Genomic DNA, 14,852 nt, shown 5'->3' on the forward strand with positions numbered 1-14,852 from the left:
ATGAGAAGAAAAATTTTACTCTTATTGATAGTAAATATTACTATTTTTACCAATATTGCGTATGCTAAAAAGCATGTATCAATGGATGAAAATATACAGTTAATAGAGGAACAAAAATTTCAAGAGAAGTCATCTAATGATATTTGTTATGAGAGTTTTGCTGACCTGGTTGAGCAGCTTGCTCCTGCTGTGGTTAATGTTTCAACTGAGCAAATAATTAGAGATGAAAACGTAAGGTTTCCACAATTGCCAGGTGGTTCACTCTTTGAGGAGTTTAGAGAATTTTTTGAAAGGATAGAGCCTTTTATGAATAGAAACCAAGATGTAAACAAAGAGATTATATCTTTAGGTTCTGGTTTTATTATTGATGAAAGCGGCATCATTGTTACTAATTATCACGTTATTGCTGATGCAAAAGAGATTACAGTTACACTTAATGATAATACTCAAAGTAAAGCAAAAATTTTAGGCAAAGATCCTAAAACTGATCTTGCAGTGTTGAAAATCGATACTGATAAAAAGCTTTCGTTTGTAAGGTTTGGTAACTCTGATAAAGCAAGGGTCGGTGACCGTGTTATAGCTATAGGCAATCCTTTTGGGCTAGGTGGTTCTGTAAGTACTGGAATTGTATCTGCAATAGCACGCAATATCAATATTGGCACTGTTAGTGATTTTATCCAAACTGATGCTGCTATTAACAAAGGAAATTCTGGTGGGCCATTATTTAACATGAATGGTGAAATTATAGGCATTAATACTGCTATTTTTTCCCCTTCCGGAGGTAATGTGGGTATTGGATTTGCTATTCCTTCAGTTATTGCTGAGCCGGTGATAAAGTTGTTAAAAGAAGGCAAGAAAGTTGAACATGGATGGATTGGAGTAAAAGTTCAAGCAATTACAAAAGAAATTGCTGACTCTCTAGGGCTAGAGGCTACACACGGGGCATTAGTTGCTGAAATTACAAAGGGTAGTCCTGCTGATAAAGCTGGCATTAAAGTTGGTGACATAATTGTTGAATTTAATGAAACGAAAGTTACCAAGATGTCTCAGTTACCTCAAGTTGTTTCTCGGACAGAAGTTGGTAAGAAAGTAAATATAAAATTATATAGAAAAGGTGAAGTAGTTGGTACTACAGTAAAAGTAGGAAGGATTCAAGATGATGAAGACCTTACTCAAGAAGAAGATGATTTATACTTTGATTATATTGGAGTTACTGTTTCAAATTTGCCAAATGAGTTCAAGAAAGAAAACGATGGGGTCAATGGTGTTGTTGTACTAAACGTTGATGTTAAAAGTAATGCTCATGCTAAAGGTATAAGGAGAGGTGATGTAATTACTCATATAAATCAGAATGAAATTAAAAATATTGATGAGTTTAAAAAAATAATTTCACAAGTAAAAAAAGAAGATAAAGAATCTGTAGCGCTGCTTATAAAGCGCCAAAATAATAATCTTTATGTTACAATAAAACTTAAGTAATAATATACTCGTATATGGATTTTAGTGAGATTATTAACTATAAGTTCAAAAATGATAAAATATTAGAAGAAGCTTTAACTCATCCAAGCGTTGGGTGTAAGCATGAAAATAGGGCCTTTAATTACCAAAGGCTAGAGTTTTTAGGTGATAGTATTTTAAACTTGACTGTTTCTGAAATGCTATTTAAGCTTTTTCCTAAAGATAATGAAGGCTTTCTGGCTAAAAAAAAGGTTGCTTTAGTATGTGGTTCGACTCTAGGCGAAATTGCTGGTCAAATTGATTTAGGAAAATTTATCATTATGGCTGAAGGTGAGCGTCAAAGCGGTGGTGAGTTTAACTTAAGGAATCTTGAAAATACGTTGGAAGCTTTGATAGGAGCGATATATCTGGATTCAGGAATAAGAGCTGTAAAGAAGTTTATATTAAAGTATTGGAAACCTCTTGCTAAAAGTATGTTAGTCCCTCCTCAAGATGCAAAAACGATATTGCAAGAACTGGTTCAGAGTGAGAAATTACCTATTCCTGTTTACAAAGTGGTAGGACAGTCTGGCCCAGCACATAAACCAAATTTTAATATTGCAGTATGCGTAGAAAAATACGGGGAAATATCTGCCTGTGCTAGTAATAAAAAATTGGCAGAGCAGAAAGCTGCAGCACTAATGTTAGACAAAATTTATAAGCAAAAAAGTGAATCTTAAAAGAAAAAGCCACACTGTTCTTTCTTTATTATTCTTAGTTTTATCTATGTTGTCTTTAGCTTATGCTTCTGTACCGTTATATAAAGTTTTTTGCAAAGTAACAGGTTATGGTGGGACGACAAAAAAAGTAAAATCTCTTGATCTAACAAAAGATATAAAGAGTAAAAAAATAAAAGTTTATTTCAATGCTGATGTAATGCCAGGCCTGCCATGGATTTTTAAACCAGAGCTAGGCTATACTGATATAAAAACAGGAGAGCAAAAACTTATGTTTTACTATATAGAGAATTTATCTGATAGCGCTATGAATGCGATGGCTGTGTATAACGTCACGCCTTATAAGGCCGGGAAATATTTCAATAAAATAGCTTGTTTCTGTTTTAATGAGCAAGTATTGCCGCCAAAAAAGAAAGTAATCATGCCAGTGTCTTTTTTCATAGATCCTGAAATTGCAGTAGATCCAGAAACATCTGACGTAGAGGAAATAACACTATCTTATACATTTTTTGAATTAAAAAAATAGATAGCAAAATTTCTCATTTATTTAATCGATATTCATCTTGTGTATATAGATTAAGGGAAATTGCATGTATTAGTTTTATCTCTTCTTCTAATATTTTATATATCAATTTGTGCCTAGCTAAAGAGATCATATTGCTGAAATCATCAGAAACAACTATCAATTTAATATGAGAAGTTGCAGATTGTGAAACAAAGTGATGTCCAGCATGATCATCAGATTCATCAATCACACTAATATAGTGAGCATTGATTGCATTGTTTATTTTTTTTTCTATTTCTTGTGTTATATTCATAAAAACCTTTGTCTAAAACATACTTGTTTTGCTGCATTTACTATATCCTCAACTTGTGGTAGCGCTTTATATTCCAAATTTGCTGCATACGGCAAAGGTACATCTTTGGCAGCAACACGTGCAACCGGTGCATCCAAATAATCAAACGCCTCCTCCATCATAAGAGCGGCAAGTTCTGCCCCTATTCCAGCAAATCCCCATCCCTCTTCAACGCTGACAAGCCTACTTGTTTTGCGTACGGAATTTACAATAGCTTCTGTATCTAATGGTCTTAAGGTCCTAAGGTCGATAACTTCAGCATCAATTCCATCAGCTGATAGTATATCTGCTGCTTCTAGTGCATCTTTTATTTTTAGCGAAAAAGCAGTAATAGTTACGTCATTTCCTTGTCTAAGCACTGACGCCTTACCAATTTCTACAGTATAATTATCATTTGATAGTTCAGAATCTAAAATTTCATGCTCATGACCATAAGCTATTTCATGTTCTAAAAATATAACAGGGTTTGGATCGCGAATTGCAGCTTTTAGAAGGCCCCTGCAGTCAGAAGCAAAATAAGGTGCAATGACTTTAAGCCCAGGAATATGGGAATACCAAGAAGCAAAACATTGTGAATGTTGAGCAGCAACTCGTGCAGCAGAAGCGTTTGGCCCACGAAAAACTATAGGGCAACCAAGCTGTCCTCCAGACATATAGTTTGTTTTTGCTGCCGAATTGATAATTTGATCCATAGCTTGCAGAGCAAAGTTAAAAGTCATAAACTCCACTATTGGTTTGAGCCCAGCAAAAGCTGCACCTATCCCCAGCCCGGCAAAACCATGTTCAGTTATTGGAGTGTCTATCACTCTTTCATTCCCAAACTCTTTTAAAATACCTTTAGTGACTTTATAAGCCCCCTCATATTCTGCTACCTCTTCACCCATAATGAACACTAAAGGATCTTGCCTCATTTCCTCCTTTATAGCCTGACAAAGAGCTTCTCTTACAGTTAATTGAGCCATATAATTAAGATTAGAACTAATTAATATAACATTTAAGTATCAAAAAACTATAATAAATATTATATTTCTATAGACTTAATTAAAAATATGCATTAACATTATAATATTAATTTATTAATAAGGAGTTAAAAATGGGAACAAAATTTTCAGACACAACAAAACAAAACATGAAAACTTTTGCTAAATATACTGCATACACTGCTGGTAGCACAGTAGTGCTTGGTTCAGTAGTTGCAGTAGGTCTTTCAGTTGTAAATAATTTATTCAAACCGGAGTATCTTAGCAAGTTAGGGGAAAATAATCTTTTTAAAATTGCTGCAGCTGTAGGTTTTACAGTTATGGCTATTGCATTAATAGGTACCACAATACTTTGTTGTAATAAAGACAAGGAATTGCAAGAATTCAAAGACGCTATTAAAGAAGTGAGTGATGATCCTAGTACAAAATTTAAAGATAAATTTGATGTTAAAGGTGATGTAGTTTCGATACAAAATTCAAAGTCAGCTTAATTTAAAGAGGTAACTGATGTTACCTCTTTCATCCCCCCAATCTCTTTACAAAAATGAAGAGTTACATTAACATAAAACAAGTTTTATGTCTGAATGATGGATCTAGATAAAAAGTTCATAGAAATAATAATGCCAACGCTCTCACCAACAATGAGCAAGACTGGTGGCAAAATAGTTAAATGGCTAAAAAAAGAGGGAGATAAAGTTAAATATGGTGAAGTTATTGCTGAAGTTGAGACTGACAAAGCCGTAATGGAGATGGAATCAGCAGATGATGGAATTATGGCTAAAATTTTATCCCCAGAAGGGATAAGTGGTGTTCCAGTGAAACAAGTAATTGCTATTATAGCTTCAAAAGAGGAATATATTAGTTCAGTAGATGATTATATTAAAAATTTAAATCAATCTAACGCTCAAAACCTAATTCAACCTAGTGAAACAATAAATGAAAAACATGAAACTATTGAGAAAAAAGCTACAGAAGTAAGTTGTGGAAGAATTAAAGCCAGCCCACTAGCGAAAGTTATAGCAGAAAAAGAAAACATAGATTTAAAATCTATAAAAGGTACTGGCCCTTATGGACGTATAATTAAAGCAGATGTGCTTGAGGCAAAATCAAATATTAATGTAGAAAATGAAGGAATTATTGAAGTAAGCAGTATGCGACAGGTTATAGCACAACGCCTGCTTGAAGCAAAGCAGACCATTCCGCATTTTTATTTAACAATAGACTGCCAAATCGATAAGTTGCTAAAGCTTAGAGAGGAAATCAATTCATCTGGCAGTAAGGTTACAATCAATGATTTTATCATAAAAGCAGTTGCTCTTAGTATGGAGAAATCTCCAGAAGTAAATGCATCATGGGCAGGAGATAAAATACTTAAATATTCTAGTGTCGATATCTCAGTGGCAGTGGCGCTGGAAGATGGGCTTATTACGCCTATTGTTAAAAACGCTAACCAAAAAAATATATCGGCTATATCAAGAGAGGTAAAAGAGCTGGTCAGTAGAGCAAAATCTGGGAAATTAAAACCTGAAGAATTTCAAGGCGGAGGATTTACTATTTCTAACCTCGGCATGTTTGGCATAAAACAATTCAGTGCAATAATCAATCCACCTCAATCATGTATAATGTCGGTGGGTGCATCTGAAAAAAGACCCATTGTTATGGACAACAAAATAGAAATAGCAAATATGGTAAGCATTACACTTTCTGTTGACCACAGAACAGTTGATGGCGCACTGGCTGCAAAGTTTTTAAATACCTTTAAATCTTACATAGAAGCACCACTGCAGATGCTGTTATAATAAACTTTCGAAAATTTATTATTTGTCCTATTTTTTATACTCAGTACCCTTCCACGGAGAAAGATAGTCAAACATACGAAAATCTTGTGCAAGGTCTATCGGGTTATAAACAACTTTTTTCGCTTCTATATCATATTTTACCTCTTCATAACCAACAAGAGGAAAGTCCTTAAGCATTGGATGGCCCTTAAATCCATAATCTGAAAGAATGCGACGTAAGTCTGGGTGCCCGGTAAATTCTATACCATACATATCAAACGCTTCACGCTCAAACCAAGATGCTGTGCTAAAAATGTTAGTTACCGTTGGGGGAGAGTCATTCTCTCCTATTTCAAGTTTTAAACACAATCTAGCATTGTGTACTATGCTAAGAAGATTATATATTAGCTCAAAGCGTTTATCTCTTTGTGGGTAATCAACAGCGAAAATATCAATTAATACCTCAAATCTACATTTTGGATTATCATGCAGTAAACTGAGATGCTCTGTAATTTTTTCTTTTGTAGACTTTCCTTCTAGGAAGAAATTATCTTTTTTTATACAGTCAGCACCAGTTATTGATTTAATACTTTTTAAAATCTCTTTTGTCATATGTTTTTATACTGCTTTTAACTTTGAGTTTAAAAGGGTTAACTAAATTGTCAATTTTATAGAAGGAATATACAATTTTCGTGTTTCCAAGTATTTTTAATACAGGTTTCATCTACTTACTAACTAATTCCTTCCTTTTTAATCACCTTTAAAGAACTTTCTCTTCTTCCACAAGAGCTTCATCACTATACAACTCAAAATTGTTATAGTACTGAGAATAATCTTCTTTATTTAGAGTAGAGAGTTTTTTGAGCTTATTCATAATAAGACCAGTACCAGCAGGAATTAACCTTCCAACTATTACATTTTCTTTTAAACCAGAAAGAGGATCTTCTTTCCCATAAAAAGCTGCTTCCGTTAAAACCTTAGTAGTTTCTTGAAACGAGGCAGCTGAAATAAATGAACCAGTTGCAAGACTTGCACGAGTTATACCTTGCAAAATTGGAATATAACTTACCCCCCTCTTACCAGCACTTAAGAATGACTCATTAACTTGCAGAATCTCCTGCTTATTAACGCTTTCCCCAATTAGATACATAGTATCACCAGGATCAGTAATCTCTACTCTTTGTAGCATCTGCCTCAATACAACCTCTATATGTTTATTATCAATACGGACACCTTGTAACCTATAAACTTGCTGTATCTCAGAAATCATATAATTTGCTAAGGCTTCTACTCCTAAAACACGTAAAATATCATGAGGATCAGGATCACCATCCATCAATAAATCACCCTTACGAACAAAATCACCTTCATTAACTATAGTATGCTTACCCTTAGGGATAAGGTACTCTATTGGAGAATTCTGACTATCTACAGGATTAACAAATACACGGCGCTTTGATCTATAATAATCTTTACCAAATTCAACATAACCATCTATTTCACTCACTACAGAATGCTCTTTAGGACGACGAGCTTCGAACAATTCTACAACTCTAGGTAATCCTCCAGTAATATCACGAGTTTTTATCGATTCTCTAGGAATCCTTGTAATTACATCACCAGCATATACCTTTTGACCATCTTGTACATTTAAAACAGCTCCTATCGGCATAAAATAATGAGCTTCAAGACCATTTGCAAGCGTAATTACATCACCAGCATCGTTGAGTAGCACTATCCTAGGACGGATATTCGCTCCATGAATACTCAATTTCCAGTCTACAACTACTCTGTTCGAAATACCAGTCAACTCATCCATCACCTCACTAATTGATACACCATCTATCAAATCTCTATAAGATACTACGCCTGTTTTTTCCGTTACAATCGGAACAGTGTAAGGATCCCACTCTGCTATTTTATCTCCAACTTCAACTTTCTCTCCATCGTTAATATAAAGTTTTGCACCATAAGGTAAATTATGCCTGAATTTCTCATTGCCAAAATCATCCAATAACACTACTTCACAAGAACGACCCATAACTATCTTATTATCATTTTTATCAACTATTATATTGCTATTAATGATTTCCACTTTTCCATTAAAAGCAGCAACAATATCAGAAATCTCAGCTCCCCTAGTTACTGCACCACCAATATGAAAAGTACGCATGGTAAGCTGAGTTCCTGGCTCACCAATAGATTGAGCGGCAATTACACCGACTGCTTCACCTATTGCAATAAATCTTCCAGTTACAAGATCCCTACCATAACATAAAGAACATACTCCATTAGTAAACTTACAGGTCAAAGGAGAGCGAATCTTCATGGCATCTAACCCACCAATATTTATCTGCTCAACCTTATTTTCATCAATCAATTCTCCTGCTTTTGCTAATATTTCGCCTGTAACAGGATTATGAGTATCAATAGCTGCTACTCTTCCTAAAATAACACTAGATAAAGTTGCAACAATAGATCCACCCTCTATAGTTGCCTTAGCAATTATACCATCTGTTATGCCACAATCATATCCAGTTACTATACAATCCTGAGAAACATCAACTAAACGACGCGTTAGATAACCAGAATTTGCTGTTTTTAAAGCAGTATCAGCTAAGCCTTTTCTAGCACCATGAGTTGAATTAAAATATTCAAACACATTTAATCCTTCACGAAAATTAGATATAATAGGGGTTTCAATAATTTCTCCAGAAGGTTTGGTCATCAAACCACGCATACCAGCTAACTGTTTCATCTGTGATATAGATCCTCTCGCACCAGAATGAGCCATCATATAGACAGAATTCAAGTCATTTTTTTTATCACAAACAGACATGGCTTTAACCATATCATTAGCTACAAAATCTGTACACCTTGACCATTCATCAATAACTTTATTATATTTTTCATTTTTGGTTATCAATCCCTCTTGATATTGCATAGAAAATTTCCTTACTTCATTGCTGGCATTTTTAACATGCATAGTTTTACTTTCTGGTATAACCATATCAGAATAACCAAAAGAAATTCCAGAAAGTGTCGCATATTCAAAACCAAGAGACATTAACTTATCAGAAAATAAAACAGTTTTATTTTGACCACAATTTCTATAAACCAAAGAAACTAAATTAGTTATTTCCTTCACTGTAAGAACTTGATTAACTAAACTAAAGTTTAAATTTTTATGTTCAGGAAAAATCTGCCATAGTATTAAGCGGCCTGGCGTAGTAAAAACAATACTATAATATTCCTCTCCATCACTATTAAAAAGCTTCATTTTATATTTTATGCTAGAATGTATATTAATCACCTTGCAATTTAAAGCATGTTCAACACATCCAAAATCAGAAAAATACATTAAGTTATTACTTTCTAAATCATCAATCTGTTGCTGTAACGTTAAATAATATATACCAAGCACTATATCCTTAGATGGAACTATAATTGGCTTTCCATTACAAGGGTTAAGAATGTTGTTTGTTGACATCATAAGCACTCTTGCCTCAAGTTGTGCCTCTAAAGATAAAGGAACATGAACTGCCATTTGATCGCCGTCAAAATCAGCATTAAATGCTGTACAAACAAGAGGATGTAATTGTATTGCTTTGCCTTCAATTAAAACAGGTTGAAACGCTTGAATACTAAGCCTATGTAAAGTTGGAGCCCTATTTAACAGGACAGGATGCTCTCGTATTACTTCATCCAAAATATCCCATACTTCTGGTTTTTCAGATTTTACCATCTTACTAGCAAACTTAATTGTAGGAGCTTCACCGTACATCCTAAGCTTGGAATAAATGAAAGGCTTAAACAATTCCAATGCCATTTTCTTCGGTAAACCACACTGATGTAACTTCAATGTAGGACCAACAACTATCACTGACCTTCCTGAATAATCTACCCTCTTACCTAAAAGATTTTGACGGAAGCGCCCTTGTTTACCCTTTAACATATCACTTAAGGACTTTTTATAACCAACATTCCCAGCTTTATTTGCTAAACTACTACGACGAGCACCATCAAAGAGAGCATCCACAGCTTCCTGCAGCATCCTTTTTTCATTTTGAACCATAATATTAGGCGGATTTAAGCTTAACAGCTTCCTTAACCTATTATTTCTATTAATAATAGTCCTATAATGATGATTAAGGTCAGAAACTGCAGGGCGACCATTCTCAAGTGAAATCAATGGACGCAAATCAGGCGGAAGTATTGGTATTGTTGTAAGCACCATATGCTCAGGTTTGTTACCAGAATTTAAGAAATTCTCAACAATACGTAACCTTCTGATAATTTTTTTCCTCTTAATCTCTGATACAACTGACTCTAATTTAGCCCTCAATTCAGACCTAATAGAGTGTAAATCTAAAGACGCAAGTAATTTTCTTATTGCTTCTGCACCTGTAAGGGCAATAAAACTATCTTCACCATACTCATTTATAGCATCATTATAAGTTTGTTCATTAAGAATCTCACCTTCAACAAAAGGAGAAACACTAGGATTTACAACAACAAAATCACCACCATAAAGAATATTCTCTATTTCCTTAAGAGACATATCTAAAAGAGTACCAATCCTTGATGGTAAAGATTTTAAAAACCATATATGTACTACTGGAGACACAAGCTCTATATGACCCATCCTTTCCCTTCTAACCTTAGACGATGTCACTTCTACACCACATTTTTCACAAACAACCCCCCTATATCTTCTTTTTCTATATCTTCCGCACAAACATTCATAATCATTAACAGGACCAAAAATTTTTGGACAAAATAATCCACCTTTCTCTACTTTAAAGGTACGATAATTTGCAGTTGAAATATCTTTTACTTCTCCATAAGACATAGCCCTAATCCTCTCAGGACTAGCAATTAGTATACCAATTTTATCAAAAGACTGTGCTATACTAGTACAATAAGGTATATCTATAATATCATTTCCTTGTTTTAATGTTACATCCAAACATAAAGAGCGCAGTTCTTTTACCATTACATTAAATGACTCAGGAATCCCACACTCAAAATTACTATCACCTCTAATTATTGACTCATAAATCTTAAGTCTACCAATAACATCATCAGATTTTACTGTTAACATTTCTTGCAATGTATATGCAGCTCCATAAGCTTGCAGTGCCCAACATTCCATTTCACCAAAACGTTGACCACCAAAGTGAGATTTTCCACCAAGAGGCTGTTGTGTAACTAAACTATAAGGACCAACCGAACGAGCATGAACCTTATCATCAATAAGGTGGTGTAATTTGAGCATGTATATATACCCTACTGTCATTTTTCGGTTAAATTTTTCACCACTCCTTCCATCATATAACTCTACCTGCCCAGATTTATCTACGTCGGCAAGCTCAAGCAATCTAGCTATTTCATAATCCTTTGGACCTTCAAATACAGGAGCCGCAATAGGTATACCTTTACGTATTCTTTCTGCAAATGATATCAAACAGTTATCATTTAATGCTTTTATCTGATCACACATAGCATGATCATTACAATAAATTTGTAACAAAAAACTCCGCAGGTCAGATACTGAGACTTTATCAGAATTATCTAACATTTTGCCAATTTTTTCCCCTAACTTTACACATGCTAAACCTAAATGAGTTTCAAGTATTTGTCCTATATTCATTCTAGATGAAATGCCAAGAGGATTAAGAATTATGTCAACAGGAGTTCCATCTTTCAAATATGGCATATCTTCCACTGGAACAATCCGAGAAATAACACCCTTATTACCATGACGTCCTGCCATTTTATCACCAGGTTGCAACCCATGTTTCACCGCAACAAATACTTTCACTATAGTTAAAACACCTTGAGGTAAATCATAACTAGAATTTAATTGCTCCATTTTCTGTTTAAATTTAGCATGGACATTGTCCATTTTTAGATTGAATTCTTTTTCTAATTTTTCTACTTCCTCTGAGAGAGAAGAATCCCTTATTTTCAAATTCCACCATTGACTTTTTGAAATAGAACTTAAAAATTCTTCAGTTACAGTAAGCACCTTACTATCTTGCTCAATGCAAGAATTAATTAAAATTTCCTTTAACTTATTATAAAAATAATTACTTACTATATCAGTTTCGTATCCATATTCCTTCTTAAAATTCACTACTTCTCTTTGCTTTATCAATAAGAATCTATCATTCTCTTCGATACCTCTACGCATCAGTATATTTATATCTATTACAGTTCCTTCAATATCCGGTGGTAAATATAAGGAAGAATCTGTACAATCAAATATTTTTTCACCAAAAATGCTTATTAATAACTTTTCTTCAGGCTGCAAAGAAACTGAAGGTTTAGGGGTAACTTTACCAACAAGAATATCACCAGATTTAACTTTTGCTCCAACATTTACAATCCCTATATCATCCAAATGATGCAAATATTCTTCACTAACATCAGGAACAGAACGAACTATTCTTTCAGATCCTAAGGTTGTATCACGAACTACACATTCAAATTCCTCTATGTGTATTGAAGTAAAAATATCTTCTTGTACAACTGTATTCGAAATGATAATTGAATCTTCAAAATTATAACCTTGCCATGACATAAATGCCACTAATAAATTCCTTCCAAGAGCAAGCTCCCCTTTATCAATTGCAAAACCATCAGCAATAACATCATCCTTTTTTACATAATCACCAGGCTTCACTAAAGGCCTCTGATTAATACAAGTACTGTGATTAGAACGAGAAAATTTCCTCATTTTATAGATATCTACATCCAAATATTTTTCTTTTTCTGCATCAAGAACACGAATAACTATATATATACCATCAACACGATCAACTATGCCATCTCGCTTGGCTAAGATAACATAACAAGAATCAGCTGCAACTATAGACTCCATACCAGTACCAACTAATGGAGCCTCAGGTTTTAACAAAGGCACTGCCTGACGCTGCATATTTGAGCCCATTAGTGCTCTATTAGCATCATCGTTTTCTAAAAAAGGAATAAGTGAAGCTGCAATAGAAACAACTTGCTTAGGAGCAACATCAATATAATTTACTTGATTACTTTGGATCATTGTAAAGTTACCACTATAACGACAATATAACATATCATCAACAAAGTGGTTATTTTTATCAAGTTTTGCACTAGCATCAGCAATATAATAGAAACCCTCTTCTATTGCAGAAAGATATTCTATCTGATCAGTTACTACACCATCTACTACCTTACAATAAGGACTCTCAATAAAGCCATATTTATTAACACGAGCATATACAGCTAAACTATTGATTAATCCTATATTTTGCCCTTCTGGCGTTTCAATAGGACAAACACGCCCGTAGTGAGTTGTGTGTACATCCCGTACTTCAAAACTTGCCCTATCTCTTGTCAACCCACCAGGTCCTAAAGCTGATAACCGACGCTTATGAGTTATCTCAGACAAAGGATTAGTTTGATCCATGAATTGACAAAGCTGAGAAGAATTAAAAAAATCTTTCAAAACAGTAGTGAGGACCCTTGGATTAACAAAATCACGTGGCGCTACATCATCAAAATTAGCAATCGACATATAATCAATAGCAACACGTTGGAGTTTAATTAAAGCTAATCTAAACTGATTTTCAACAAATTCTCCAACAGATCTTATTCTCCTATTACCAAGATGGTCAATATCATCACCCTCTCCCTTACTATCACGTAATAAAACCAGATTTTTTATTACCTCGATGATATCATCTACAGTTAAAATTGTCAAATTTTCATCATAATTTAACCCAAGACGAAAGTTAAGTTTTACTCTACCAACATCAGATAGGTTATAATATTCATTATTAAAAAATAAATTATTAAAAAAGGACTTTGCCAACTCTAGCGTTGGAGCTTCACCTGGACGTAAAATTCGATATATTTCAAGCAAAGCATCTTGATAAGATATATTTTTATTTAAAAACAGCGTATTCAAAATATACGGTCCAATTGAAATATTATCTATATTTAATAAGTAGATTTCATTAATAGAAAGTAGTTTTATTTTTTTTACATCTTCAATAGTTAATAAATCTCCGGTTGAAAAAAGTGCAGATTTAGTTGATGCATCAACTAAATCTTCTGCTAAAAATAAACCACATATAGCAGTAAATGGTATAAAATATTCCCTTAAACCATCTTCATATAATTTCTTAATTAGCCTAGAAGTTATTCTTATATTTGCTTCCAATAAAACATTATTGTTAATGTCAGTCAGAGCAAAAGGCAGCTTAATGTTTTGAAGCCCTTCAAGCGAAGATTGTACTCTCCAACGATCTCCATGCCTAACATATTTTACTTTTTTATAAAAATTTTCAAGTATATCATTATTTGATAAGCCCAATGCTCTCAATAAAAAAGATACAGGTAATTTTTTCTTTCTATCAATACGAAAATAGAGAATATCTTTTGCATCAAATTCAAAATCTAACCATGAGCCTCTATAAGGAATAATACGAGCAGAGTAAATTATTTTACCTGAACTATATGTTTTACCTTTATCATTATCAAAAAAGACACCAGGAGATCTATGCATTTGAGAGACTATAACTTTTTCAACTCCATTAATAATAAAAGTTCCTTTGGCAGTCATCATTGGTAATTCACCAATCAATACTTCCTGTTCCTTAAAGTACTTTATACTCTTATCTTTAACATCCTCACTCTTTATCTCTTTAAGTTCTTGAGTATCTAAAACGGTAAGACGTAGCATTACACGAATAGCAATAGAAAAAGTTACGCCTCGTTTTATACATTCATACTCATCATATTTAGGATTATCGATTTTACAATTTACAAACTCAAGAACTGCACGCCCTAATGGATCACAAATAGGAAAAACTGAATGAAACATAGAATCTAATTTATTTTTACCATTAAGATCCATATCAACAAAAGAGTTATACGAATCTCTTTGCACTTTTATTAAATCTACTAAAAAATTTCTTAAATCAGCTAATCTTGCATAAGAAAGCCTTGGAATTGAAGCAGAAAGATTCAAATTACTCATTATTAAAGATAAGGAAGAAGTCATTTAAGTGTCTC

Annotated in this window: 9 protein-coding genes; 5 read left to right on the forward strand and 4 right to left on the reverse strand. The window is 33.6% G+C overall.

The annotated features are described in order from the left end of the window. From AACL09_RS04855 to AACL09_RS04865, 3 genes are read left to right on the forward strand one after another with little or no spacing between them, the layout of a single operon-like run. Positions 1 to 1,479 (forward strand): Do family serine endopeptidase, encoded by a 1,479-nt coding sequence (locus AACL09_RS04855; RefSeq protein WP_339047423.1) that lies wholly within the window; start codon positions 1 to 3, stop codon positions 1,477 to 1,479. 14 nt (positions 1,480 to 1,493) lie between these two features. Beyond that, positions 1,494 to 2,177 (forward strand): ribonuclease III, encoded by a 684-nt coding sequence (rnc, locus tag AACL09_RS04860; RefSeq protein ID WP_339047425.1) that lies wholly within the window; start codon positions 1,494 to 1,496, stop codon positions 2,175 to 2,177. Between the two features lie 46 nt (positions 2,178 to 2,223). Further along, positions 2,224 to 2,700 carry a cytochrome c oxidase assembly protein gene (locus tag AACL09_RS04865; RefSeq protein ID WP_339049029.1) on the forward strand — a complete coding sequence of 159 codons (477 nt, stop codon included), beginning with the start codon at positions 2,224 to 2,226 and terminating at the stop codon, positions 2,698 to 2,700. 13 nt (positions 2,701 to 2,713) lie between these two features. On the opposite strand, the gene AACL09_RS04870 is transcribed toward AACL09_RS04865, so the two are convergent. Both AACL09_RS04870 and AACL09_RS04875 read right to left on the reverse strand, forming a co-directional pair. Then, positions 2,714 to 2,992: a BolA family protein gene (locus AACL09_RS04870; RefSeq protein WP_339047427.1), complete on the reverse strand. Its 279-nt coding sequence runs from the start codon at positions 2,990 to 2,992 to the stop codon at positions 2,714 to 2,716. After that, positions 2,989 to 3,993, reverse strand: a complete 1,005-nt coding sequence (locus AACL09_RS04875; protein ID WP_339047429.1) for a pyruvate dehydrogenase complex E1 component subunit beta — start codon at positions 3,991 to 3,993, stop codon at positions 2,989 to 2,991. Before AACL09_RS04875 ends, AACL09_RS04870 begins: the two co-directional genes overlap by 4 nt. A gap of 131 nt (positions 3,994 to 4,124) precedes the next feature. Here AACL09_RS04875 and AACL09_RS04880 point away from each other — a divergent pair, with 131 nt between their 5' ends. After that, positions 4,125 to 4,502: a hypothetical protein gene (locus AACL09_RS04880; RefSeq protein ID WP_339047431.1), complete on the forward strand. Its 378-nt coding sequence runs from the start codon at positions 4,125 to 4,127 to the stop codon at positions 4,500 to 4,502. 96 nt (positions 4,503 to 4,598) lie between these two features. Then, positions 4,599 to 5,810, forward strand: coding sequence for a dihydrolipoamide acetyltransferase family protein (locus tag AACL09_RS04885; protein WP_339047433.1), 1,212 nt, complete (start codon positions 4,599 to 4,601; stop codon positions 5,808 to 5,810). Positions 5,811 to 5,837: 27 nt separating this feature from the next. On the opposite strand, the gene AACL09_RS04890 is transcribed toward AACL09_RS04885, so the two are convergent. Continuing rightward, positions 5,838 to 6,401: an NADH-quinone oxidoreductase subunit C gene (locus AACL09_RS04890; RefSeq protein WP_339047435.1), complete on the reverse strand. Its 564-nt coding sequence runs from the start codon at positions 6,399 to 6,401 to the stop codon at positions 5,838 to 5,840. Positions 6,402 to 6,549: 148 nt separating this feature from the next. After that, the gene (gene rpoB, locus AACL09_RS04895; RefSeq protein ID WP_339047437.1) at positions 6,550 to 14,817 is read right to left on the reverse strand and encodes a DNA-directed RNA polymerase subunit beta; all 8,268 of its coding nucleotides are present in this window, start codon (positions 14,815 to 14,817) and stop codon (positions 6,550 to 6,552) included. Positions 14,818 to 14,852 lie beyond the last annotated feature (35 nt).

Source organism: Candidatus Mesenet endosymbiont of Phosphuga atrata (assembly GCF_964020175.1).
Taxonomy (GTDB): domain Bacteria; phylum Pseudomonadota; class Alphaproteobacteria; order Rickettsiales; family Anaplasmataceae; genus Mesenet.